At 64.3% G+C, this 24923-nt stretch carries 24 protein-coding genes and 1 riboswitch; of the genes, 15 read left to right on the top strand and 9 right to left on the bottom strand.

The window, feature by feature from the left end; translation table 11 throughout:
• Positions 1-86: 86 nt before the first annotated feature.
• Positions 87-2921 carry an aminomethyl-transferring glycine dehydrogenase gene (gcvP, locus tag HUK65_RS11905; RefSeq protein WP_179906490.1) on the bottom strand — a complete coding sequence of 945 codons (2835 nt, stop codon included), beginning with the start codon at positions 2919-2921 and terminating at the stop codon, positions 87-89.
• Between gcvP and HUK65_RS11900 the strand changes: the two genes are divergently transcribed.
• Positions 2920-3273 (top strand): hypothetical protein, encoded by a 354-nt coding sequence (locus HUK65_RS11900; protein ID WP_179906489.1) that lies wholly within the window; start codon positions 2920-2922, stop codon positions 3271-3273. The genes gcvP and HUK65_RS11900 overlap by 2 nt on opposite strands.
• Here the strand turns inward: HUK65_RS11900 and gcvH are convergent.
• Complete coding sequence (gene gcvH, locus HUK65_RS11895; protein WP_179906488.1) at positions 3263-3622, bottom strand: glycine cleavage system protein GcvH; 360 nt, start codon at positions 3620-3622, stop codon at positions 3263-3265. The two genes, HUK65_RS11900 and gcvH, sit on opposite strands and share 11 nt — an antisense overlap.
• Positions 3623-3654: 32 nt before the next feature.
• The gene (gene gcvT, locus HUK65_RS11890; protein ID WP_235442113.1) at positions 3655-4785 is read right to left on the bottom strand and encodes a glycine cleavage system aminomethyltransferase GcvT; all 1131 of its coding nucleotides are present in this window, start codon (positions 4783-4785) and stop codon (positions 3655-3657) included.
• Positions 4786-4926: 141 nt separating this feature from the next.
• A riboswitch (glycine riboswitch) is annotated at positions 4927-5019 on the bottom strand.
• A gap of 92 nt (positions 5020-5111) precedes the next feature.
• On the opposite strand from gcvT, the gene HUK65_RS11885 reads away from it, so the two are divergent.
• Complete coding sequence (locus tag HUK65_RS11885) at positions 5112-5675, top strand: gamma-glutamylcyclotransferase family protein (RefSeq protein WP_179906486.1); 564 nt, start codon at positions 5112-5114, stop codon at positions 5673-5675.
• A gap of 180 nt (positions 5676-5855) precedes the next feature.
• Here HUK65_RS11885 and HUK65_RS11880 read toward each other — a convergent pair whose 3' ends face one another.
• From HUK65_RS11880 to HUK65_RS11860, 5 genes are all read right to left on the bottom strand, one after another.
• Entirely contained in the window at positions 5856-6485 is a 630-nt protein-coding gene (locus tag HUK65_RS11880; protein ID WP_179906485.1) for a CoA transferase subunit B, read from the bottom strand.
• A 14-nt stretch (positions 6486-6499) separates the two neighbouring features.
• A complete protein-coding gene (locus HUK65_RS11875; protein ID WP_179906484.1) occupies positions 6500-7195 on the bottom strand; it encodes a CoA transferase subunit A in 696 nt (231 codons plus the stop codon).
• 77 nt (positions 7196-7272) lie between these two features.
• Positions 7273-7638, bottom strand: coding sequence for a hypothetical protein (locus tag HUK65_RS11870; RefSeq protein WP_179906483.1), 366 nt, complete (start codon positions 7636-7638; stop codon positions 7273-7275).
• Positions 7635-10238 (bottom strand): type I DNA topoisomerase, encoded by a 2604-nt coding sequence (topA, locus tag HUK65_RS11865; protein ID WP_179906482.1) that lies wholly within the window; start codon positions 10236-10238, stop codon positions 7635-7637. Before topA ends, HUK65_RS11870 begins: the two co-directional genes overlap by 4 nt.
• 242 nt (positions 10239-10480) lie before the next feature.
• Positions 10481-11281, bottom strand: coding sequence for a lytic transglycosylase domain-containing protein (locus HUK65_RS11860; RefSeq protein ID WP_179906513.1), 801 nt, complete (start codon positions 11279-11281; stop codon positions 10481-10483).
• Between the two features lie 410 nt (positions 11282-11691).
• On the opposite strand from HUK65_RS11860, the gene HUK65_RS11855 reads away from it, so the two are divergent.
• The 13 genes from HUK65_RS11855 (at position 11692) to HUK65_RS11795 (ending at position 23941) form a co-directional block, all read left to right on the top strand.
• Positions 11692-11898: a hypothetical protein gene (locus HUK65_RS11855; RefSeq protein ID WP_179906481.1), complete on the top strand. Its 207-nt coding sequence runs from the start codon at positions 11692-11694 to the stop codon at positions 11896-11898.
• Between the two features lie 147 nt (positions 11899-12045).
• Positions 12046-12243, top strand: coding sequence for a hypothetical protein (locus tag HUK65_RS11850; protein WP_179906480.1), 198 nt, complete (start codon positions 12046-12048; stop codon positions 12241-12243).
• A gap of 165 nt (positions 12244-12408) precedes the next feature.
• Positions 12409-13242, top strand: coding sequence for a Flp pilus assembly protein CpaB (cpaB, locus tag HUK65_RS11845; protein ID WP_179906479.1), 834 nt, complete (start codon positions 12409-12411; stop codon positions 13240-13242).
• Between the two features lie 233 nt (positions 13243-13475).
• Entirely contained in the window at positions 13476-14876 is a 1401-nt protein-coding gene (locus HUK65_RS11840; RefSeq protein ID WP_179906478.1) for a type II and III secretion system protein family protein, read from the top strand.
• Positions 14877-14947: 71 nt separating this feature from the next.
• A complete protein-coding gene (locus tag HUK65_RS11835) occupies positions 14948-15586 on the top strand; it encodes an OmpA family protein (protein WP_179906477.1) in 639 nt (212 codons plus the stop codon).
• Positions 15587-15903: 317 nt separating this feature from the next.
• On the top strand, positions 15904-17136 hold the full coding sequence (locus HUK65_RS11830) for an AAA family ATPase (RefSeq protein WP_179906476.1): 1233 nt from the start codon (positions 15904-15906) through the stop codon (positions 17134-17136).
• Between the two features lie 14 nt (positions 17137-17150).
• The gene (locus HUK65_RS11825; protein WP_179906475.1) at positions 17151-18590 is read left to right on the top strand and encodes a CpaF family protein; all 1440 of its coding nucleotides are present in this window, start codon (positions 17151-17153) and stop codon (positions 18588-18590) included.
• A gap of 6 nt (positions 18591-18596) precedes the next feature.
• The gene (locus HUK65_RS11820) at positions 18597-19565 is read left to right on the top strand and encodes a type II secretion system F family protein (RefSeq protein ID WP_179906474.1); all 969 of its coding nucleotides are present in this window, start codon (positions 18597-18599) and stop codon (positions 19563-19565) included.
• An 18-nt stretch (positions 19566-19583) separates the two neighbouring features.
• Positions 19584-20588 carry a type II secretion system F family protein gene (locus tag HUK65_RS11815; protein WP_179906473.1) on the top strand — a complete coding sequence of 335 codons (1005 nt, stop codon included), beginning with the start codon at positions 19584-19586 and terminating at the stop codon, positions 20586-20588.
• Positions 20589-20629: 41 nt separating this feature from the next.
• Entirely contained in the window at positions 20630-21157 is a 528-nt protein-coding gene (locus HUK65_RS11810; RefSeq protein WP_235442114.1) for a tetratricopeptide repeat protein, read from the top strand.
• A 39-nt stretch (positions 21158-21196) separates the two neighbouring features.
• A complete protein-coding gene (locus HUK65_RS11805) occupies positions 21197-22057 on the top strand; it encodes a tetratricopeptide repeat protein (RefSeq protein WP_179906472.1) in 861 nt (286 codons plus the stop codon).
• Positions 22054-22554, top strand: a complete 501-nt coding sequence (locus tag HUK65_RS11800; protein ID WP_179906471.1) for a prepilin peptidase — start codon at positions 22054-22056, stop codon at positions 22552-22554. The genes HUK65_RS11805 and HUK65_RS11800 overlap by 4 nt, the downstream gene beginning before the upstream one ends.
• Positions 22555-22630: 76 nt before the next feature.
• Positions 22631-23941 carry an ATPase gene (locus tag HUK65_RS11795; RefSeq protein ID WP_179906470.1) on the top strand — a complete coding sequence of 437 codons (1311 nt, stop codon included), beginning with the start codon at positions 22631-22633 and terminating at the stop codon, positions 23939-23941.
• A 15-nt stretch (positions 23942-23956) separates the two neighbouring features.
• Here HUK65_RS11795 and HUK65_RS11790 read toward each other — a convergent pair whose 3' ends face one another.
• Positions 23957-24916 (bottom strand): D-2-hydroxyacid dehydrogenase family protein, encoded by a 960-nt coding sequence (locus HUK65_RS11790; RefSeq protein WP_179906469.1) that lies wholly within the window; start codon positions 24914-24916, stop codon positions 23957-23959.
• Positions 24917-24923: the final 7 nt, after the last annotated feature.

Genomic DNA, 24923 nt, shown 5'->3' with positions numbered 1-24923 from the left:
CGCGCGCCCGTCAGGGCGCGCGGCCCGGCCCAACCGAAGGGCGCGGATTTTCAATCCGTGCGCTTCGGGCGGGAGCCCGCCCCGCCCTATTCTGCCGCTTCGGCGTAATCCTCCATCGGCGGGCATGTGCAGACCAGGTTGCGGTCGCCATAGACATTGTCCACCCGCCCCACCGGAGGCCAGTACTTGTCTGTCCGGAAACTGGCGGGTGGAAAGCACCCCTGTTCGCGGCTGTAGGGCCGATCCCATTTCGCCACCAGATCCTCGACCGTATGCGGCGCACGCTTCAGCGGGTTGTTGGCGGCGTCGATCTCGCCCGCTTCCACCGCCGCGATCTCCGCGCGGATGGCCAGCATCGCGGTCACAAAGCGGTCGATCTCGGCCTTGGTCTCGCTCTCGGTCGGCTCCACCATCAGCGTGCCCGCCACGGGCCAGCTCATGGTCGGCGCGTGGAACCCGTTGTCGATCAGCCGCTTGGCAATATCATCCACGGTGATCCCGGCCTTGGCAAATGGCCGCGTGTCCAGAATGCACTCATGCGCCACCCGCCCCCGGTTGCCCATGAACAGCACCTCATAGGCACCCTTCAGCCGCGCAGCGATATAGTTCGCGTTCAGGATCGCAACCCGCGTCGCCTGTGTCAGCCCCGCACCCCCCATCATCACGCAGTACGCCCAAGAGATCAGCAGGATCGAGGCCGAGCCGAAGGGCGCGGCCGAAACCGGTCCTTCGGCGCCGCCGGTCTCCGGGTGGCCGGGCAGGAAGGGCGCCAGATGCGCCCCAACCCCGATCGGCCCCATCCCCGGGCCGCCACCGCCATGGGGGATGGCAAAGGTCTTGTGCAGGTTCAGGTGGCTAACATCGCCGCCGATCTCGCCCGGTTTGACCAGCCCGACCATGGCGTTCAGATTCGCCCCGTCGATATAGACCTGCCCGCCGTGGTCATGGGTGATCTTGCAGACCTCCCGCACGGTTTCCTCGAACACGCCATGCGTGCTGGGATAGGTGATCATGCAGGCCGCCAGCCGGTCGCCCGCCGACGCCGCCTTGTCGCGGAAATCATCCAGGTCGATATCACCGTTGGGCGCGGATTTGACCGCCACAACCTTCATGCCGCACATCTGGGCGCTGGCCGGGTTGGTGCCATGGGCCGACATTGGGATCAGACAGATATCCCGCGCGCCCTCGCCCCGGCTGCGGTGCCAGGCCTGAATGGTCAGCAACCCCGCATATTCCCCCTGCGCGCCCGAGTTGGGCTGCATGGACATGGCGTCATAGCCGGTGATCTCGCACAGCTTCGCCGCCAGATCGTCGATCACCTCGGCATAGCCCTGTGCCTGGTCCGCGGGAGCGAACGGGTGGAGGTTTGCAAACTCGGGCCAGGTGATGGGCAGCATCTCGGCCGCGGCATTGAGCTTCATGGTGCAGGACCCCAGCGGGATCATCGCCCGGTCCAGCGCCAGATCGCGGTCGGCCAGACGGCGCATGTAGCGCATCATCTCGGTTTCCGCCCGGTTCATGTGGAACACCGGATGGGTCAGGTAATCGACATCGCGCAGCATCGGCTGCGGAAAGCCCAGCCGTTCACGGTGCGGCGGAACCCCATCTATGCCAAAGGCGCGCAAGACGCGCATGCAGACCCGTTCGTCACAGGTCTCGTCCAGGCTGATGCCCACCCGGTCCGTGCCGACACGGCGCAGGTTCAGCCCTTCCAGACGCGCGGCGGCCAGGATGCCAGCCTGGCCCACGCCGACCTCGACCGTGATGGTATCGAAGAACGCCTCGGTCAGGACTTTCGCCCCGGCCGCGCGCAGCGCGCGGTGCAGCCGCTCGGTCAGTCCGTGGACCCGTTCGGCGATGGCGCGCAAGCCTTCGGGTCCATGGAATACGGCGTACATGGAGGCCATAACGGCCAGCAGCGCCTGCGCCGTACAGACATTGCTGGTGGCCTTCTCGCGCCGGATATGTTGCTCTCGTGTCTGCAGTGCCAGCCGGTAGGCCGGGTTGCCGCGCGCGTCGATGCTGACGCCAACGATCCGCCCGGGCATGGAACGCTTGTAATCATCCCGGCAGGACATGAAGGCCGCATGCGGGCCGCCATAGCCCATGGGCACGCCAAAGCGCTGCGCAGACCCCACGGCGATATCCGCCCTCATGGCGCCCGGCTCTCGCAGCATGGTCAGCGCCAGCAGGTCCGTGGCCAGAATCGCCACGGCCTTTGCCTCATGCAGCGCGGTGATGCTGCCGGTGTAATCCACCACATCGCCATAGGTCCCGGGATACTGGAAGATCGCGCCAAAGACCGCTGCGGGGTCCAGCGCATCAGGGCGGCCGACAACCACCTTGATCCCCAGCGGCGCGGCCCGGGTCTGCATCACGGCGATATTCTGCGGGTGGCAGTTTTCATCCACAAAGAACGCCGCAGCCTTGGACTTTGCCACCCGCTTTGCCATCACCATCGCCTCGGCGCAGGCGGTGGATTCGTCCAGCAGCGAGGCATTGGCGATCGGCAGCCCGGTCAGGTCCGCCACCATGGTCTGGAAGTTCAGCAGGGCCTCCAGCCGCCCCTGGGCGATTTCCGGCTGATAGGGGGTATAGGCCGTATACCAGCCCGGGTTTTCCAGGACGTTGCGCTGGATCGCCGGCGGAGTGACCGTGCCGTAATACCCCTGCCCGATGAGCGAGGTCAGCACCTTGTTTCCCCCCGCCGCCTTGCGCAGATGCGCCAGCATCTCGCCCTCGGACAGCGGCGCCCAGCTCAGGGGCTTGTCCTGGCGTATGCCCTGCGGCACCGTCTGGTCAATCAACTCCTCCAATGATGCCACGCCCAGCGCCTGCAGCATCGCCTCCATCTCGGATGGCGAGGGGCCGATATGACGGCGGTTGGCGAAGTCATAGGGGTTGTAGGTGCTGTAGGTCATGGGGTTACCTTTGAGGGTCCGCGTATTTCTCGGTAAAGCGCAGCGTCAGGCGGAGATTTTCTGTGTCAATGTTCAGATCAGTGAACCTGAAGACCCCGACATATCCGTCGCGGGCCAAGGTTTGCGCGTCACGGTCGCGCTGAATGACAACCAGATCATTTCCCTCCAGAGCCGCGACGAGTTCCTGAAACCGCTTCTGGTTCAGGTGTTCGGGGAAAATCTCGGCGCTGTATCCATCCCGTCCCTGCCGGTGCAGGTGGTGAAGGACGCCCAACATGCGTCCTTCTACCTCGGCCACCCATCGACCGCGCTGGCCGCGTATGTGGACCCGCCGCAACATGTCAGCCGATGAAAGCCTTGTACTCATCCTCGGACATGAAATCGTCCAGGACGCTCATGTCATCAAGCTTCATCTTGAAGAACCAGGCATCGCCCTGCGGGTCATCGTTGACCATGCCGGGGGCGTCGGACAAGGCATCGTTGACGGCGACGATCTCCCCGTCGCAGGGGGCCAGGATATCGGAGGCGGCCTTGACCGATTCGATCACGCAGACCTCATCGCCCTTCGCGACCTGGGTTTCCAGTTCGGGCAGTTCCACGAACACCACATCACCCAGCTGTTCGGCAGCATGTTCGGTGATGCCCACCACCACCAGATCGCCTTCGACCCGCAGCCATTCGTGTTCCTCGGTGTATTTCATTGCACGCGCTCCCTCTGCACTTGTGCTGTTGCCTATTTCCTGTATCCGGCAGGGCGGAAGGGCAGGTCAACCACCCGCGCCGGGTGGCGCTTGCCGCGCAATTCGCCGAAAACCTGTGTGCCTGTGGCGCTGAGCGCGGCCGGCAGATAGCCCATGGACATGGGCGCCTCGATGCTGGGGCCATAGGCGCCCGAGGTGACGGTGCCGACCGGCGTGTCCGCCGTGTCATCGGCGAAAAGCTGCGTTCCCGCGCGCATCGGTGCACGGCCTTCGGGGCGCAGACCCACGCGGCGGCGCTCTGGTCCCGTTTCAAGTTGGCGCAGGATCACATCGGCGCCGGGGAACCCGCCTTCGCGCGCCCCGCCCCGGCGGCGGACCTTCTGGATGGCCCAGCCCAGAGCGGCCTCCACCGGCGTTGTGTCGCGGGTGATATCGTTGCCGTAAAGGCACAGCCCCGCCTCCAGCCGCAGGCTGTCGCGTGCGCCCAGGCCAATGGGCGCCACCTCGGGGCGGGCCAGCAGGGCGCGGGCAAAGGCCCCGGCGCAGGGTTCAGGGACCGAGATCTCGAACCCGTCCTCACCCGTATAGCCCGAGCGCGAGACCCAGAGCGCCGCGCCGTCCCAGTCATACGTTGCCACATCCATGAACCGCATGGCAGCCACACCAGGAACCAGCGCGGCCAGTGCGGCTTCGGCCAGTGGCCCCTGCAGGGCGATCAGGGCGCGATCGGTCACCGGCGTGACCGTCACCCCGTCCATATGCGCGCGCATATGGGCAATGTCGGCCTCCTTGCACGCGGCATTGACCACCAGGAACAGATGATCGCCCCGATTGGCCACCATCAGGTCATCCAGAATCCCGCCCCGCTCATCGGTGAACATGGCATAGCGCTGGCGTCCTTCGGCCAGCCCCTGCAGATCGACCGGCACCAGCCGCTCAAGCGCCGCCGCCGCGGCCTCACCACGCAGGATCACCTGCCCCATATGGCTGACATCGAACAGCCCGGCCTGGGCGCGCGTGTGCAGATGCTCGGCCATTACGCCGGGCTTGTATTGCACCGGCATCGCATAGCCCGCAAAAGGGACCATCTTCGCGCCCAGATCCAGATGCAGGTCATGCAGGACCGTGCGCTGCAAATCCCCGTTCTGACCACCTTCAGCCATGCCGCCCCCTTGTCTGCCTCGGCCGGACATCCGGCACCGCCATGACGGGCAAGGCCCGCCGGTCCAGTGCCCCCTCTGTCCTGTCGCCTGAGATCGTTATCCCTTCGGCGGGCGCGCGCGGGCGCCACTCTCCAGAGCGTATCGGCGTGTTCGGTCCTTTTGCCTGAGAGTTTACCGGGGCGGTTGCTCCTTCGGCCCTGACGGCGATGCGCCAGTGTCTCCCGAACACATGGGGACGCTAACGTATACCTTGGTATCCTGACAAGAGGATTTCTGCCTGGGTGTCAGCCTTGCCTTTCGCGCGCTGCAGGGACAGACTGCGCGGCATGAGCGATCCTTTCTTCTTTGGCTACGGCAGCCTGGTAAACCGCCGAACCCATTCCTTCCCCGAGGCATTCCCCGCCCGCATCCGTGGCTGGCGCCGGGCCTGGCGCCATTCACGCAGCCACGGGCGCACCTTTCTGACCGCCATCCCCGATCCAGGCGCAGAAATCGACGGGCTGGTGGCCTGCGTGCCCAGGGGAGACTGGGCGGCACTGGACCAGCGCGAAGCTGGCTACCAGCGTCACGCTGTCCCGGGGCCAGAGCTTGTCCATTCCACCGCGCGTGATCTGGCCGCGCAGATCTACGCCATCCCCGCCGAAAGCTTTACCGACACGGTACACCCGATCCGGCTGAGCTACCTGGATGTGGTCATACAGGGCTATCTGATCGAATTCGGCGAGGCTGGCGCGCTTGAGTTCATCGACACAACCGACGGCTGGAACACACCGATCCTCGATGACCGTGCGGCGCCCACCTATGCCCGCCATCAACGGCTGACCCCATCCGAACGCAGCTTTGTCGATGAACAATTGCGCAGGCTGGCGGCGACCGTGATTCGCGGCTGACGCTGCGCCGCGCCTGACACTTCCGCGACCGGACCCGCCCTGCCTCACCGGTGCGCCTGCGCACCAGAGCGCCCCCGAGGCGCGCAGGGTGGGCGGGTGGGCGCGGCTCGGGGGCGCTTGCCCCCATATGGTTTTCCCGCGCCCAGCGGCGGATACTCAGACAGCCTCCGGCCGGAAAGGTCAGTTCACGATAGCGGCTTCGGTCTTGGCGCGGATCTCGTCCTCGGTCACGCCCTCGGCGGTTTCGACGATCTTCAGCCCGCCTTCGACCACATCCAGCACGCCCAGATTGGTGATGATCCGGTTGACCACCCCCTGCCCGGTCAAAGGCAGCGTGCAGGATTTCAGCAGCTTCGATTCGCCCGCCTTGTTGGTGTGATCCATCACCACAATGATCCGCTTCACCCCGGCCACCAGATCCATGGCACCGCCCATCCCCTTGACCAGCTTGCCGGGGATCATCCAGTTGGCGATATCGCCGTTCTCGGCAACTTCCATCGCGCCCAGGATCGCCATGGCGATCTTGCCGCCACGGATCATGCCGAAGCTCGTGGCACTGTCGAAATAGGACGTATGCGGCAGCGCCGTCACCGTCTGCTTGCCTGCGTTGATCAGGTCGGGGTCGATCTCATCCTCGGTGGGGAACGGGCCGATGCCCAGCATCCCGTTTTCCGATTGCAGCGTGACGGTCACGCCTTCGGGGATGTAATTGGCCACCAGCGTCGGAATCCCGATGCCTAGGTTCACATACATCCCGTCCTGAAGTTCCTGTGCGGCGCGTGCCGCCATCTGGTTGCGATCCCAGGGCATGATCTTCCCTCCCCTCAGGCTGCGCGCGTAGTGCGCTGTTCGATCCGCTTTTCATGCTCGCCCTGAACAAGGCGATGCACATAGATGCCGGGCAGATGGATATGATCCGGGTCCAGGCTGCCGCGCGGGACGATCTCTTCGACCTCGGCCACGCAAATCTTGCCGCACATGGCCGCAGGCGGGTTGAAGTTGCGCGCGGTGCGGCGGAACACCAGATTGCCGGTGTCATCGGCCTTCCAGGCCTTGACGATGGACAGGTCGGCGACGATGGCGCGTTCCAGGATATAGGTTTCGCCGTCGAAATCCTTGTGCTCCTTGCCCTCGGCGATGACGGTGCCGACGCCGGTCTTGGTGTAGAAACCGGGAATGCCGGTGCCGCCTGCCCGCATCCGCTCGGCAAGGGTGCCCTGCGGGTTGAATTCCAGCTCCAGTTCACCGCTCAGATACTGGCGCATGAATTCGGCGTTCTCGCCCACATAGGAGGACATCATCTTGCGCACCTGCCGCGTCTGCAACAGCAGGCCCAGGCCGAAATCATCCACCCCTGCGTTGTTGGAGGCCACGGTCAGTTCCTTCACCCCTGCGTCGCGGATCGCTTCGATCAGAAGTTCGGGGATCCCGCACAGGCCGAAGCCCCCCGCCGCGATGGTCATGCCATCGAACAGCGCCCCATCAAGCGCTTCCGCCGCGCTGCCATAGACTTTCTGCATAAGTCCCTCTCCCATTCCGGTGTGGCGGTGTTGTGGCGCAGCGCCCGGCGCAAGTCAATCGCCGCGCCGCAGCGCGATCAGAGTTTCCAGGGCACGCAGCGCGCCGCCAGCGCCGCCGGCATCCGGGCAATGTGATACTGGCCCTGCTGGTGCCACGAGGCGGTTTCCATATAGCCCGCAACCTCGGGCCAGGCGGTCATTTCGTCATGGGGGACAAGAAACCAATCCTCGCGGTCCGGAAAGGCCAGCCACAGGTTGCGGCCCATGTATTTGCGAAAGATGCCCCAGCGGCTTTTCTGCTGGATCAGCCGCAGGGCATCGTCGCTTTCCCGGTGCGCGATCAGGTCGATCCCTTCATCGAACACCGGCAGGAACACGTTGAACCCCTGCTCCAGCAGCCGCGTGCTGAGGATGTTGCGCAGGATCACCTCGCGCCGGCTCATTCCTTGTCGGTCTCGGTGCTGGCCTTCTTCGTGGTCTTCTTCGCCGTCTTCGCCCTGGCCGCCGCAGATTTGGTTCTGGTCGCCGGTTTCTTCGCCGCCGTAGCCTTGGCGGCAGGCTTCTTCCTGCCCTTTGAGCCAGCCTTGGCGGCGATCAACTCCAGCGCCTGCTCCAGCGTCACATCCGCAGGCTCCACCCCCATGGGCAGGGTGGCGTTCACCTTTTCCCATTTCACATAGGGACCGTAGCGGCCCTCCATCACGGCGATATCGCCACCATCAGGATGCGCGCCCAGGGTGCGCAGGGGCTCAGGCGCCGCGCGGCCGCGCGTCTTCTTGGCGGCCAGAACCTCCACCGCGCGATTCATGCCGATGGTGAACACCTCGTCCACCTCGGGCAGGTTGGCGTATTTCTTGCCATGCTTGACGAAAGGGCCGTAGCGCCCGATTCCGGCCTCGATCATCTCGCCATCATCGGGGTGGGGGCCGACAGGGCGCGGCAGCGACAGCAGCATCAGCGCCTTTTCCAGGTCCATATCCTCGACCGCCCAGCCCTTGGGCAGCGATGCGCGCGGAGGTTTGGGCACCTCCTCGGTGGCCTCGCCGCGCTGGACATAGGGACCGAAGCGCCCGGTGCGGAGCGTGATCGCATCGCCATCGTCATGGCCCAGCAGCTTGCCATCCCCGGACAGTTCGGCCTCGGCTTCATCCGTCACACCCAGCGGGCGGGTGTAACGGCATTCGGGATAGTTGTTGCAGCCGATGAAGGCCCCGCCCGACCGCGCGGTCTTCAGGTTCAGCCGCCCCGCCCCGCATTTGGGGCAGGTGCGCGGGTCCGCACCGTCCTCGCGCGGGGGGTAGAGTTGGGGCGCCAGCACCTCGTCGATCTTTTCCAGCACCTCGGTGATGCGCAGGTCCGAGGTCTCGGCGATCGCGGCCGAGAAATCCCGCCAGAACCGCTCCAGCACCTCCTTGTAATCGCGTTCACCGGCGGAAATGTCGTCAAGCTGCTCTTCCAGCCCGGCCGTGAAATCGTATTCCAGATAGCGGCGGAAATAGTTGACCAGAAAGATGGTCACCAGCCGGCCCTTGTCCTCGGGGATCAGGCGGTTCTTGTCCTTGCGCACATAGCCCCGGTCCTGAATGGTGGTGACGATGCTGGCATAGGTCGAAGGCCGCCCGATCCCCAGCTCCTCCATCTTCTTGACCAGCGTGGCCTCGGTATAGCGCGGGGGCGGCTGGGTGAAATGCTGCTCGGGCGTGACAGCGCGCTTGGCCATCCCCTCGCCCTCGGCCACCTGGGGCAGGCGCTTGTCATCGTCATCAACCACATCGTCGCGCCCTTCCTCATAGACGCGCAGAAACCCGTCGAACAGCACCACCTGGCCGGTGGCGCGCAGCCCCACCTGACCATCGGCCGAGCCGATATCGACCGTGGTGCGCTCCAGACGCGCGGCCTCCATCTGGCCCGCGATGGTCCGTTTCCAGATCAGGTCATAGAGCTTGCGCTGGTCCGCGTCCGACACCTTCAGCTTGTCGGGGCTGACGGCCATGTCTGTGGGGCGAATGCATTCGTGGGCTTCCTGGGCGTTCTTGGCCTTGTTCTTGTACATGCGCGGCGATTTCGGAACATAATCATCGCCGTAGCGCGATTTGATCTCATCGCGCGCGGCCATCACGGCCTCGGGCGCCATGTCGATCCCGTCCGTCCGCATATAGGTGATGTAGCCCGCCTCATAGAGCCGTTGCGCCGTGCTCATGCACTGTTTCGCCCCCATGCCGAACTTGCGGCTGGCCTCCTGCTGCAGGGTCGAGGTCATGAACGGGGCCGAAGGATTGCGGCTGGCGGGCTTGGCCTCGACCGAGGTTACCTTAAGATCGCGCGACGTGACAGCCTGCACCGCAAGCTCTGCCGCCTCGGCGGTAGCAATGTCGAAGCGGTCCAGCTTCCTGCCGCCCAGAACGGTCAGGCGGGCGTCAAATTCCGCCCCGCGCGGGGTCGCCAGCCGCGCGGTGACCGACCAGTATTCCCGCGCGCGAAAGGCCTCGATCTCCATCTCGCGCTCGACAATCAGGCGCAGGCAGACCGATTGCACCCGCCCGGCGGATTTCGCACCCGGCAGCTTGCGCCAGAGCACGGGCGACAGATTGAACCCCACCAGATAGTCCAGCGCGCGCCGCGCCAGATAGGCGCGGACCAGTTCCATGTCGACCTCGCGCGGGTTCTTCATGGCCTCGGTGACGGCGGCCTTGGTGATGGCATTGAACACCACGCGCCGCACCGGCGTGTCCTTCTTCAGCGCGCGCGATTTCGCCAGGGCCTCGGTCAGGTGCCAGCTGATGGCCTCACCCTCGCGGTCGGGGTCGGTGGCCAGGATCAGTTCCGGATCATCCTTCAACGCCTCCGAGATCGCGCGGATGTGTTTGCGCGAATCGCTGGCAACCTCCCATTTCATGCTGAAATCATCGTCGGGCGCGACAGATCCATCCTTCGGCGGCAAGTCGCGGACATGACCATATGAGGCCAGCACCGTGTGGTGACTTCCCAGATACTTGTTGATTGTCTTGGCCTTGGCCGGTGATTCGACAACAACGACTGCCATGAAATACCTCTGCTGCAACACCGACGCAGTGTGGCTTGCGTCTGGCGCGGCAAGATGTGCGCCCGATGCGCGGATTGTCAATGCGTCCCCTCGGCGCCGCCCCCCGGCCCGTCCTGCCCTGTGCCCCTGCACAGGGCAGCGCACCCGAGGCGCGCAGGGTGGGCGGGCGGGAGCGCGGCTCGGGTGCGCTTGCGGCGCCTGACACAGCCGCGCCGGTTCGGGATACGCGGCGTCCGGCGGCCTCAGCCGCTCTGACCGATCCGGAACACACACGGGTCCGAAGGCAACTCGGGCAGGGTCGCACACAGCCCGCGCGCCACCGACCAGGCGGCAAGAACCTTGGGCACATAATCGCGGGTTTCGGCAAAGGGCGGCACCCCATCGTTGCGCCGCACGGCCCCCTCACCCGCATTATAAGCCGCCAGTGCCAGCACCACGTCATTGTCGAAATGCCGCATCAGCCAGTCCAGATACGCGACCCCGCCGCCAATGTTCTGCACGGCATCGAAACTGTCCTCGACCCCGAATCGTGCTGCCGTGGCGGGGATCAGCTGCATCAACCCCTGCGCACCGGCATGGCTGACGGCATCCTGCCGCCCCGCCGATTCGACCGAAATCACCGCCAGGGCCAGCGCCGGGGACACCCGCTTGCCAATGGTCGCGCGCAGGATCGCGGGGCCATGGCGTTGGGCGATATCCTGCAGATGCTGCATCCGCGGCGCGCGCACCGGCACCCCGCCCGAAGGCGGGTCCCCCAGCACCACCATGGCACTGGCATACCGCCCCGCACCGTCGCCCAGCGCAGGCGAAACGCGCTCCCAGAACCAGGCATGCTGCGCCTCTCCGCGCGGGGGCCGTGGCGTGGCGGGTTGCGTTCCGGGGGTCACGATCTCTGGCACGCGGGGCGGAATCGCCAGCCGCCGGGCCTGATCCTCGGGGTCGATCTGCGTGGTGATTCGTCGCCCGCCGTCGGCCTTTGGCACTGCAATCCGCCGAAAGGTGAAATCTTCCTGCCCCGAAGCGATCGCCTCGGCCTGCAGCATCGAGGCGCCCAGAATGACGCTGGACATCGCCAGCGCTGCCAGACCGCAACGCGGGAAAATGCTTGTGAACATGGGTTCTGCCGACTGCTCGTTTTACTTTTTATTAGGCCGACCATGCCAGAACCGGTGCATCCGGGCCAGAAATTTGCGAATCCGCCGCCATCTGCGCCCGCAACCGGCGTTTTTCAGCCACGCTCCATGGGTGATCGACCGTTTTCGCGGCGATTGTTTCGCCCGGGCGTTGCTGCCCGCATATGGGCACAGACAAACACCGAAATTGAACGATTCAGGCCACAGTCTCGCCACGGTTGGGGGGGCATATGGTCCTCAGCCAAACGGAAGGCGCAGCGGAGAACACACCCTGAGTTGACCGGCGGGCTGAGCAAAACGTTCAAAACTGGAGAGTACACATGAAACTGTTCGCAATCATCGAAAACTTCCGCAATGACGAATCCGGCGCCGTGACCGTTGACTGGGTCGTGCTGACCGCCGCCATCGTGGGCCTGGGCATCGCCGTGGTCGCTTCGGTCCGTTCGGGCACCACCCACGTTGCCGACGCCATCGACGAATCGCTGTCGGCTGGCACCCTGGCCGACGTCGACTTTGACAACAACTGATCGCCCGGGACAGCATGACCTGAACGGGTTGAAAGCAACGGCCGCACCAACCCTGGTGCGGCCATTCTGTTAGGGTCGGCATTCAGGCCCTTCTCGCAACAGGTTTTTCGGGTTGTTCGAGGTTCCAATAGTCACGAGGGCAGAGACATGATCGACACAATCAAATCCTTCGCCAGGTCCGAATCCGGTGCGATGACGGTGGATTGGGTGGTCTTGACTGCTGCGACCTGCCTGCTGGGCGTGATCTTCGTGCTACAGATCAAGGGACCGCAGGACGATATCGGCGGCGAAATTGACCGCAGTCTCAGCGCAGGCACGCTGAGCGAACTGTCCTTCATGGAATGATGCCGACCCCGGGACAATCCTTGCAAAGCGCGGGCTTTGGCCCCCTTCAGGCCGCAATCCGTTCACAGGAATGCCCGATTCCGCAGCAATCCTGACGACCGGAATTGAACGGCACCCTGTGCGCCCTCCAGCGCAGGCCCGAAACACAGAAATACAGGTGAAATCATGCGTGCAGTATTCGGACTTGTCCTTCTGGCCGGCGTCGCTCTGGCGGGCTTTGCCGTATACATGACGCAGGATTACATCTCCAAGACCCAGGCCGAGCTGGCCGCCGCACGCGCCGGTCAGGGCGCCGATGTAGAGATGGGCGAACTGGTGCTGGCCCGGCGTCCCCTCCGCTATGGCGAGCCGCTGGAGCGTGACGCCGTGGTAGTTGCCCCCTGGCCAAAATTCGCCATCCCCGAAGGCGCCTTCACCAGCGTGGACGAACTTTTCCCAGAAGGTGAGCGTGAGCGCGTTGTGCTGCGCATGATGGAACCGCGCGAGGCGGTGATGACCTCGAAGATCAGCGCGCCGGGGGCCGATGCGGGCATCACCTCGCGGCTTAGCCGGGGCATGCGCGCCTTTACCATTCAGGTCAACGTGACCACCGGTGTTTCGGGCTTCCTGCGCCCCGGAGACCATGTCGATGTCTTCTGGACGGGCCGCACCGGCGGCGGCGAAATCACTCGCCTGATCCAGAGCCAACTGCGGCTGATCGCCGTTGATCAGAGCTCGGACATGGACCGGCGCAGTGCCGTGGCCGTGGCCCGCAATGTGACGGTTGAAGCCTCGCCCTCGCAGATCGCCGCCCTGGCCCAGGCACAAAGTACCGGTCGCCTGTCGCTGGCGCTGGTCGGCCTGGATGATGACAGCGCCGAATTCGCCGAGATCGACCAGCGCCGCCTGCTGGGGATCGAGGAACGCGAGGAAACCGTGGTGCAGGAGGCCGAGAAATGCCACGTCCGCACCCGCCGCGGCGGAGAGCTGGTGCTGATCGAAATCCCCTGCACCAACTGATTGCCCCCGTCGCGGCCGCCAGGAGCGTTGCATTTTCGCCGCATCAGGACACCAGATACGGTAGAAACCCTTGGAATCGGCGCCTTCATCTAGCGGTGAGTGGTGCCGTTCTACGTAAAGATCACGCCACAACCAACTGAATCTTGAAAAAAATACGGAAATGGCGCAATCTTCACGGCAAGCGGGCAATGTCAGACCCGCATTTTTCCGTGATCACCAGAGGCAGGATCACAATGCATATGAAAAGACTTCTTGCCGCTGCCCTGATGGGTGGCGCGCTCATTGGCCAGGCCCCGGCACCAGCACAGGCTGAGGTGCTTCGGGTTCTCAACGGGCAGGCGTCATCGACGTTGAATGTGGCCATGAACCGCGCAGTGGTGGTCGAAAGCGACACGCCTTTCGCGGAACTTTCGATTGCCAACCCGGGCATTGCCGATATCTCCACCCTGTCGGACAGGTCCATCTATGTGCTGGGCAAGGTCCCCGGGCGTACCACCCTGACGATTCTGGATGCCGAAGGGCGGCTGATCTCGAATGTCGAGGTGCGGGTCACCCCCGATGTGGCCGAATTCCGCGAGCGGTTGCGCCAGGTGTTGCCGAACGAACGCATCGAAGTGCGCACCGCCAATGACGGGATCGTGCTGTCGGGGGTCGTCTCATCCATCACCAGGATGGATGCCGCGCTGCAATTGGCCCAACGCTACGCGCCGGAACGGGTGTCCAACCTGATGTCCGTCGGCGGCACCCAGCAGGTGATGCTGAAGGTGCGGTTTTCCGAGGTCCAGCGCGACGCCGGCAAGAACCTGGGCGTGAGCCTTGTGGCCGGATCGGACCGCGCGGCGGTGGGCACGGGCATCTTTTCGGACGGCGGGACCGCTGGTGCGGCCCTGGCCGGGGAACCCTTCACATCCGCCACCCCCCGCTTCGGCGCGCTGGGCGCACGTTTTGGCGGCGGCAGCTTCGCCGCGCAGGTCCTGCTGGAGGCGCTGGAATCCCAGGGCATGGCCCGCACACTGGCCGAACCCAACCTGACCGCCCTGTCCGGTCAGGAGGCCAGCTTTCTGGCCGGTGGCGAGTTCCCCATCCCCATCGTCGATGACGAAGGGCGCGTGGCCATCGAATACAAACCCTTTGGTGTGGAGCTGGAGTTCACCCCGCGGGTGCTGGACAACAATGTCATCAATCTGGAGCTGAAGGCTGCGGTCAGCGGGATCGACGGGTCGGCCTCGGTCACGCAAAGCGGTGTGCCGGTGCAGGCCTTCCGCCGCCGCGAAACCCAGACCACGGTGGAACTGCGTGACGGCGAAAGCTTCGCCATCGCCGGGCTTCTGGAAGACGACTTCCGTGCCGCCGCGCGCCAGGTGCCCTGGCTGGGCGATATCCCGGTGCTGGGTGCGCTGTTCCGCAGCTCGGAATACAACCGCAACCAGACCGAACTGGTGATCATCATCACCGCGCATCTGGTCAGCCCCACCCGCGGCGAGGCGCTGATGCTGCCCACCGACCGTGTCCGCCCCCCCAGCGAACGCGCCCTGTTCCTGGACGGCAATGTGGCGGCACGCAGCGGTGGCGGTGCCGTGGCCGAGGTCTCGCGCCAGGATTTCGCCAGCCCCTATGGCTATGTGATGGACTGAACCATGATCGCCGCGATTGGCCTGGCAGGGCCCCGACCGGTGAATCGTAACGCACTGAAGCGAGGCGCATCATGCAGATAACACGTCGTTTGTTTCTGACCGGGGCCAGTGCGGCGGCGCTTGCGGCATGCGCCGGCCCCGACGGGATGGAGCGCGAGGCCGGGATCGAGATCGACGAGGGCGGCTTCGGCAATCCCACCATGCGCAATCAGCAGGTGCAGAGCGGGCAGATCGACTACACACGCGCCTTGGCCGAACGCTTTGCGCGCGAGGTCCCCAGCATGGTGAACTTCGCCTTTGACAGCGCCACGCTGGATGCCGAGGCCCGCGCGATCCTGCGGCGGCAGGCGCACTGGATCCGCCAGTTCCCCGAGGTCCGCTTCCGCGTCTATGGCCACACCGATCTGGTGGGCAGCGCGGCCTATAACCACCGTCTGGGCATGCGGCGCGCCAATGCGGTGGTGAATTACCTTGTGCAAAACGGTGTCGGCCGCGACCGCTTGGCTGGTGTGGTCTCGCATGGGCAGACCCGGCCGCTGGTGGCAACCCAGGCGCCGGAACGGGCGAATCGCCGCACCGTGACCGAAGTTTCCGGCTTTGTGGGCCGCCATCCCACCGTGATGGATGGCCGTTACGCGCAGGTCGTGCACCGGGAATATGTCGGCAGCGCCACAAGGGTGCACGGCCAGGTCACCGGCAATATTGACTGAAGCCCCTTGCATCTGATGCGATCAAGCGACCCGCAGCACGCTGCCGGGTTGCTTTTTTCATGCGTTTTCAAAGTTCTGGCTGTTCCGAATCGCGTGTAACGCCGCCAGGGACATTGCCGTAGGCAAGACCGGCGAAACCGGGCACCAGCAGCGAACAATTCGCGCCTTTTGGCCAAATTGTCGCCAACATTCTCGGCAACTCTCTGATCATGGCTCCCGAGTGTCCGGCCGTGCGCAGGTATTCTGCGCGCGCGGTAGTCTCGGGTAAAGCATTTCACCCCAGAATGGGGCGGTACAAAAGTTGAGAGGTTGAGCCCATGGCAGGCAATGTCGCGATGAAACAGGAAGTCGAGAGTGTCCGCGCCTGCACGGTTTCGCGCGATGTGCAGAATTTCGATCTTCTGATCGAGGATATGGAACTGGAATACGGTGAAGCCTGGGGGGACCTGAACTTCGCCCAAGCCTTGCAATACCTGGACCAGCCGGCCGCGGAAACGCTTGAAATGCTGGCGATCGCCATGGACGACGATGATGAGGCCAGCCTGCCTCAGATCCGCGCATTGATCCAGCGCGCCTGTGCGATGAATGTTCAGGTCCTGCTGATCGCCGAGGCGCTCTCGCCCATCCTGCTCCATCAGCTTCTGCGTCTGGGCGCCGATGATTTCGTGCCCTATCCCCTGCCCGAAGGCGCGCTGCATGACGCCATCGAACGGCTGAACCGTCAGCAGGAAGCTTTTTCCGCCACGCCAACCCCAGCCGGGGGCGGTGGCAAGAATGGCGTTGTCTTTGCCACCCAGGGCCTTGCGGGCGGTGTCGGGGCCACCACCCTTTCGGTAAACCTGGCCTGGGAACTGGCCGCGCGCCAATCCGAACAGGAACTGACGGTCTGCGTGCTGGATTTCGACCTGCAGGGCGGGTCTGTATCCACCTATCTGGACCTGCCGCGCACCGAAAAGGTGTTCGAACTGCTGTCCAACACCGCCAGCATGGACCGCGATGCGTTCATGCAAACCCTGCAGAAGGTCAATGACCGCCTTCATGTGCTGACCGCACCTTCGGACATGCTGCCGCTGGACCTTCTGGGTCCTGATGAGATCGAGCGCGTGCTGGCAATGGCGCGGAGCAACTTCGATTTTGTCATCGTCGATATGCCCCGCACCATCGTGCAATGGACCGAAACCGTGATGTCCAGCGCGACAATCTATTTCGCCCTGATGGATCTGGACATGCGTTCGGCGCAGAACACGTTGCGGTTGATCCGGGCGCTCAAAGCCGATGACCTGCCGCTGGACAAGCTGCGCTTCGCGCTGTCACGCGCGCCGAAATTCACTGACCTTTCCGGCAAGTCCCGGGCCAAGCGGATGGCCGAAAGCCTGGGCGTCTCGATCGGCCTGAACCTGCCCGACGGCGGCATCCAGATCCGCGAGGCAAACGACCACGGCCTGCCGCTGGCCGAATTCGCGCCCAAGAACCCGTTGCTGAAGGAGGTTCGCAAACTGGCCGAATCACTGTTTGAAATCGAACTCGCCGCCGCTTCCGGCAAGAACTGACAAGGGAAACCCCGATGTTCGCGCGATACAAGAAGAACGCCCCGCCCCCCAAGGCCAGCGCCGCCGTGCCGCCCCGGCCCGAACAGGCCACCATCCCTGACGCGGCTCCGGCCCAGCGCATTCAGAAACCGCGCCCCGGCAACACCCCTGCCCGCCCGGAGATGACCGACAAGGAGCGCCAGCGAAAGCGCAAGCTTGATGAGGTCAAGCGCGAGTTGCACAAGCGACTGCTGGAGAACCTCAACCTTGCTGCGCTGGAACGCGCCAGCGAGGCTGAGCTGCGCGCCGAAATCTCGGCCATCGCCGCCGAGGCATTGAGCGAACTCAACGTCGTTCTGAACACCGAAGAGCGTATGACCCTGAACCAGGACCTGTATTTTGAGGTCATGGGGCTGGGCCCACTGGAACCGCTGCTTGCGGATGACTCGGTCAACGACATCCTCGTGAACGGCCCCCACCGGGTGTTTGTGGAACGCAGCGGCAAGCTGGAACTGTCCGAAGTGACGTTCCGCGATGAAAAGCACCTGCTGCGGATCATCGACAAGATCGTTTCGGCCGTGGGGCGGCGGGTGGATGAATCGAACCCCTATGTGGACGCGCGGCTGGCGGACGGCTCGCGCTTCAACGCCATGGTGCCACCGATTGCGGTGGATGGGTCGCTGGTGTCCATCCGGAAATTCAAGAAGGAAAAGCTGGGGATCGACGATCTGATCCGCTTCGGGGCGTTTTCCGAAGAAATGGCCATGTATCTGGAAGCTGCCGTCGCCACACGCCTGAACGTGATCGTCTCGGGCGGGACGGGTTCGGGCAAGACGACCACGCTGAACGCGCTGTCCAGCTTCATCGACAACCGCGAACGGATCCTGACGATCGAGGACACGGCCGAATTGCAGCTGCAGCAGGTGCACGTGGGCCGCATGGAAAGCCGCCCCGCCAATGTCGAGGGCAAGGGCGCGGTGACCCAGCGCGACTGTCTGAAGAACGCGCTGCGGATGCGGCCGGACCGGATCATCGTCGGGGAAACCCGGGGCGAGGAAGTGATCGACATGCTGCAGGCCATGAACACCGGCCATGACGGGTCCATGACCACCATCCACGCCAACAGCGCCCGCGATGCCGTCAGCCGCCTGGAAAACATGATCGCCATGGCGGGGATCGAAATGCCGCTGAAGGCGATGCGCGCGCAGATCGGATCGGCCGTCAACCTGATCGTGCAGGCCAGCCGTTTGCAGGACGGCTCGCGCCGCATGACCTCGATCACCGAGGTCACGGGCATGGAGGGCGAGGTGATCACCCTGCAGGAAGTGTTCCGCTATGAGCGCACCGGAATGGAACCGGATGGCACCATCCTTGGCCATTTCACCGGCACCGGGTTGCGCTCGCATTATTCGGACCGGTTCAAGCGCTGGGGCTACGATCTGCCGCCCAGCATCTACAACGAAGTTCGGGGGTAACCGGCCATGGAATTCTCTATCTCTCCGCTGATCTATCTGGCGATCTTCGGCGCGGTTCTGCTGCTTGTCGAAGGGATCTATCTGCTGGCCTTTGGCAAGTCGATCCAGCTCGGCGGCCGGATGAACCGGCGGCTGGAGATGATCGAGAAGGGCAAGTCCCGCAATGATGTGCTTGAACAACTCCGCAAGGAGATCAACCAGCATGTCAGCGGCAATGGCATCCCACTCTACTCCCTGCTGGCGGACAAGGCACGCAAGGGAAATATCGCCTTTGCGCCACGCACCCTGATCCTGCTGATGGTGGTGCTGAGCATCTTTGCCTTCACCGCGCTGAGCCTGGCCACCCCCGCGGAACCGGCGGTTGCTGCGCTGGTGGCCACGGGTTTCGGTGTCGGTGGCGTCTATTTCTGGGTGTCCAGCAAGGCCAAGAAGCGGTTGGCCCTGATCGAGGAACAACTGCCCGATGCGATCGAACTGATCGTGCGCAGCCTGCGCGTGGGCCATCCCTTTGCCTCGGCCCTGTCCATCGCCGCCAAGGAGGTGCCTGACCCCCTTGGCACCGAATTCGGCATGATCGCCGATGAAGCCGCCTATGGCCGCGACGTGGGCGAGGCGCTGGCCGAATTCGCCGAACGGGTGGACATGCAGGACATCCGCTTCCTGTCGGTCGCGGTAACGATCCAGATGCAATCCGGCGGCAATCTGGCCGAAATCCTGGATGGGCTGGCCAAGGTGGTGCGCGCGCGCTTCAAGCTGTTTCGCAAGGTCCGCGCCATCACCGCCGAGGCAAAATGGTCCGGCATGTTCCTGTCCGGCTTTCCCATCGTCGCCATGATCATGATCACGATCATCAAGCCGGACTATTACGACGATGTGAAGGAACACGCGATGTTCATTCCCGTCGCGCTGATCGTCTTTGCCTTCCTGGTCGTGAATATCCTCTACATGCGCAAGATGGTCGACATCAAGGTTTGAACCGAAAGGACGCGGCAGATGCTGGATTCCGTTACACAGATGCTTGTTGACCTGCTGGGTCCGCTGGGTCCGCTGATCGTCATGGGGCTGGCGGGGGTGGTGCTGATCCTGGTCACGCTGGTGATGGTCATGCCAAAGGGACGGCGGGACCCCATGGACCGGCTGCGCGAGGAAACGCGCCGCAAGTCAGCCCCCGGCGCCAATGCCACAGGGCAGTCCATGCGCCGCGCAACCGGCGGCTCGCGCCACAGCAAGAAGCTGGAGAAATACGCCGCCTTCCTGGAGCCGACCAACGAGCAGGAAATGTCGGATGCGCGCCTGAAGATGATCCAGGCGGGCTATTACAGCAAGACCGCGGTGCGCGACCTGGCCGCCATCCAGTTCATCCTGTCGGTGTTGTTCCTGCTGGGCGGCCTGGCGCTGGCGCTGCTGGTGGTGGACCCCGATGGCGAAAGCCCGGTGATGATGGCGGTCACGGTTCTGGGTCCGACCCTGCTGGGATACTATGGCCCGCGGATGTGGGTGGATAACCGCCGCAGCCTGCGCCAGGAGGAGATCATTCAGGGGTTCCCCGATGCGCTGGACATGCTGCTGATCTGCATCGAGGCAGGGCAATCGCTGGACCAGGCGATCCAGCGCGTGGGCAAGGAAATCGGCCGCGGCTATCCTGCCCTTGGCGAAGAGCTGCAGACCGTCAGCCATGAAATCCGCGCGGGCAAGGACCGGGCCGATGTGCTCAAGGACATGGGCAAGCGGTGCGGCGTGCGCGATATCGACAGCTTTGTCACCGTGATGGTGCAATCTGCGACCTTCGGCACCTCGATCGGCGATGCCCTGCGCGTCTTTGCCGAGGAAATGCGTGACAAACGCGTGATGACCGCCGAAGAAAAGGCGAATGTCTTGCCCACCAAGCTGACCTTGGGCACAATGATGTTCACGGTCCCGCCCTTGCTGATCATCCTGATCGGCCCTTCGGTGCTTGGCATTTCCGAAGTTCTGGGGGGCGGCGTAGTTGGTGGGTGATCTTGCGCAATCTGCTGTTTGTCCTGGTGCTGGTTCCGGCAATGGCCGCATGCACGGTGTCGCAACAGCAGACCTCGTGGGGGATGGACGGCCCAGCCGCACCGGCCGGAACCGCGCGCGTCACGGATGCCGTTGACGGGCTGGAGGTCGGCCACCGTCTGATGGGCGCGGGCGAGTATGAGCTTGCCTTGCGCGCCTATTATCGCGCCGCAGCCGAGCAGGGGATCAGTGTCGATGTCCTTTCGGCCGTCGGCTCTGCCAATCTGCGGCTGGGGCGGCTGGGCCAGTCCGAACAGATGCTGCGCCGCGCCCTTGAGGAAGACGAAACCTTTGTGCCCGCGCTGAACAATCTGGGCGTGGTTCTGGCCGAACAGAACCGCTGGGCCGAAGCGCAGCATTATTTCCGCAATGCCTTTGCCTTTGACAGTGGCCGGTCGGACGCGATCCGTGAAAATTTACGCCTTGCTATCGCAAATTCAGAGCGAACCAGCTATGCTGAACCTGAGGCAAGTGCGTTTGCGCTGGTGCGCCGCGGGACAGGTCAGTATCGCCTGCTTGCAACACCCTGAGCGGATGCGCTTGAAGCACGAGCAGTAAGGGACGCAAAAATGCGCCAAATGATGTTGCTTCCGCTGATTTTCAGCGGAGCGTGGCTTCTGTCCGCCTGTGGCGAGAGAAGCGACGCGCAGGTGTCACGCGCCATGGAAAGCGTGGCCGCCGTCGATCAGGAAAACATGCAGGAAATCATGCTCAGCGCCGCCGACCCGGCCGAGGCGGTGAGCTATTTCCAGGGTGCGGTAGAGCGGAACCCGGACTCGATCTCCGCCAAGCGCGGGCTTGCCCGGTCGCTGGTGCGCGCCGGCGGCGCCGCGGAATCGATCCCGGTCTGGCGCCAGGTGATGGAGCACCCCGACAGCACCAACGAAGACCGGGTGTTCATGGCCGAAGCCCTGTTGCGCGACAACAAGTGGGACGAGGCCGAGGCCGCGCTCAACGCGATCCCGCCCACGCATGAAACCTTTCACCGTTACCGGCTGGAAGCCATGATTGCCGATAACAACAAGCAATGGGACAAGGCCGATCATTTCTATGAAACCGCTATTGGCCTGACAACGCGCCCCGCTGGCGTCTACAACAACTGGGGGTATTCGCGCCTGAGCCGCGGCCAGCACCAGCAGGCCGAACGCCTGTTCGCCCAGGCCCTGCGCCATGATCCCACATTGTTCACCGCCAAGACCAACATGGTGCTGGCCCGTGCCGCGCAGAACCAGTATTCGCTGCCGCTGATCGAAATGTCCCAGACCGAACGCGCCATGCTGCTGCACACCATGGCCATTGCCGCCATCCGCAAGGGTGATGTCTCCATCGGCCAAGGGCTGCTGGTCGAAGCCATCGACACCCACCCGCAGCATTTCGAAGAAGCCGTGCGCGCCCTGCGCGCCCTTGAAGGCAACGTGAGGGCCGGATGAACACCCACCTGCCGGCCGATGCCGCCCTGTGGTTCCTACCCTTCGTGCTGCCGATCGCGCTTTGGGTCGCCTATAGCGACATGAAGTGGATGAAGATCCACAACAAGGCCGTGATGGCGCTGGCGGCGGTCTATCTGCTGGTCGGTATTCTGGTGTTGCCGATGCAGGTCTGGCTCTGGGGCTGGGTGCATCTGGGGGTGGTGCTGGTGCTGGGCTTCGTGCTCAGCCTGACCGGGATGCTGGGCGCTGGGGATGCCAAGTTCGCCGCCGCCATGGCGCCCTTCATCGCACTGGGGGATCTCAGCCTGTTCCTGCCGCTGCTGGGCGCGATGGCAATCCTGGCGCTGATCATGCATCGGGTGGCCCGGCGCATTCAGCTGGTGCGGCGCGCCGTGCCGGATTGGGAAAGCTGGGAGCGGCGGGAATTTCCCATGGGCCTGGCCCTTGGCCCTGCGCTTCTGTTCTATCTCATTATTGCCGCAATCTACGGATATTGATCGCAGAACTTCACCCTGACGCCCTTTCGGCTCAGGGACCGCCATGACCCGCTTCCAGAGTGCCCGAGGTCCGGACATGAACAAACCCGTTCTCAGCATCACCGCCCCCGCCACCCCCAAGAGCCTTGACGATACCGGGCTGCCCTATGTGATGATGCGCGACATCGTGCTCAAGACGATGTTCCGCACCTCGCTGACCAAGCTGACCGATATCGCCGCGCGCGTCTGCCTGCCGATCCCCCAGACGCTGGAGATCATCGACCGCGGGCGTGAGGAAAAGCTGATCGAGGCCATGGCCACCATGACCGCCGGCGCCAGTTCGGACGCAGGGTTCCAGCTGACCGATGCGGGCCGCGCGCGCGCGCTCGATGCCCTCGGCCAGTCGGAATACTACGGCGCCATGCCGGTGCCGCTGGATCAATACCGCGAACAGATCAAGCGCCAGTCCATCCGCAACATCCAGATCACGCGACGCCAGTTGAAGATCGCCATGGGCGATCTGGTGCTGCCGCCCGCGCTGATGGATGATCTGGGCCCTGCGGTCAGTGCCGGGCGCTCGATCCTGCTCTATGGCCCGCCGGGGAACGGAAAATCCTCCATCGCCAACGGCATCCGCGCGGCCATGGGGGACAACATCTACGTCCCCCGCGCGATCCTGCTGGGCGGCCAGATCATGAGCGTCTATGACCCCACCGTGCACCGCATGGTGCGCCAGTCCGATGACAACCCCTCGCTTCTGCGCCAGACCGGCAACCGCTTTGACAACCGCTATGTCCATTGCGAACGCCCCACGGTCATCACCGGGGGTGAGCTGACGCTGTCCATGCTGGATCTGACCTATGACAATGTCGCGCGCACCTATCAGGCGCCGCTGCAGTTCAAGGCCATGGGCGGGGTTTTCATCATCGACGACCTTGGCCGGCAGGAGGAACCGCCCCAGGCGCTCATCAACCGCTGGATCGTGCCGATGGAGATGTATTACGACATCCTGGCGCTGAACTCGGGCGAGAAGATCATCGTGCCCTTCGACACGCTGATCATCTTCTCCACCAACTTCCACCCCAACGAGATCTTCGACCAGGCCGCCCTGCGCCGGATCTTCTACAAGATCAAGATCGACGGCCCCCGGCAGGAGGATTTCCTGAAGATCTTCTCGCTGGTGGCGCGCAAGCGCGGGATGCCGCTGGATGAAGAGGCGCTGATACACCTGCTGCGCAACCGCTACCCCGAGATCGACAACATCTATTCCAACTATCAGCCGGTGTTCCTGATCGACCAGATGATCGCCATCTGCGAGTTCGAGGGCATCCCCTATCAGATGACCCCCGATCTGATCGACCGCGCCTGGAAGAACATGTTTGTCGAGGATGAACACATCGTGAAATAAGCCCGGCGCCGGGCCTCAGCCCTCAATCACCCGCAGCGGTGTCCCTGCGGCAAAGGCGTGCACACATTCGGCCGTTTCGCGATACATCCGCGCATAGGTGGCCAGCGCGCCATAGCCGATATGCGGGGTCAGGATCAGCCGCCCGCTGTCGATCAACGCGCCATCGCGCCAGGGGCTGTCGGCGGGCAGCGGTTCTTCCTCGAACACATCAATGGCGGCGCAGCCGGGGCGGCCCTGATGCAAGGCGGCCAGCAGGGCGTCACGGTCAATGATCGGCCCGCGCGAGGTATTGACCAGCACCGCATCGGGCTTCATGTGCGCCAGTTCCGCCGCGCCGATCAGCCCGCGCGTGCGATCCGACAGCACCTGATGGATTGACACCACGTCCGATGCCTCCAGCAGCGCGTCCAGGCTTTCGGCGCGGGTGACGCCGACCTCGGCGCAGCGGGCATCGGTGAGGTTCGCGCTCCATGCGGTGATCTCCATGCCGAAGGGGCGGGCCAGGGCCGCCACGGCGGCGCCCAGCCGGCCAAGACCCACCAGCCCCAGGGTCAGCCCCTCCAGATCGCGCCCGGCCCCGGCCTGCCAGCCGCCGCCATTGACGGCGTTCAGGTTGGGGATCAGGTTGCGCGCGGCCACCAGGATCAGCGTCATCGCCAGATGCGATGTCGCGCTGGCACGGCTGGCGGTGCCGCAGACGGTCACCCCGCGCGCCGCCGCCGCACCCATGTCGATGGCGGCATTGCGCATCCCCGTGGTCACGATCAGCCGCAGCTTTGGCAGCGCCGCGATCAGCGCGCCGGGCAGCGGCGTGCGCTCACGCATGATGCACAGCACATCGAAGGGGGCAAGCGTTTCGGCCAGCGCGTCGTCCGGGATGGAGGTGTCAAAGACCGTGACATCCGCCCCCAGCGCGCCCCAGTCGCCAAAGCGCATGGCGTAGCCGTGGTAGTCATCCAGAACCGCGATCTTCATGTCATTC

It is taken from the genome of Rhabdonatronobacter sediminivivens, assembly GCF_013415485.1.
GTDB classification, from domain to species: Bacteria; Pseudomonadota; Alphaproteobacteria; order Rhodobacterales; family Rhodobacteraceae; genus Rhabdonatronobacter; species Rhabdonatronobacter sediminivivens.
The sequence above is the reverse complement of the archived record's forward strand: the minus strand, read 5'-3'. Positions and strand labels throughout refer to the sequence as shown.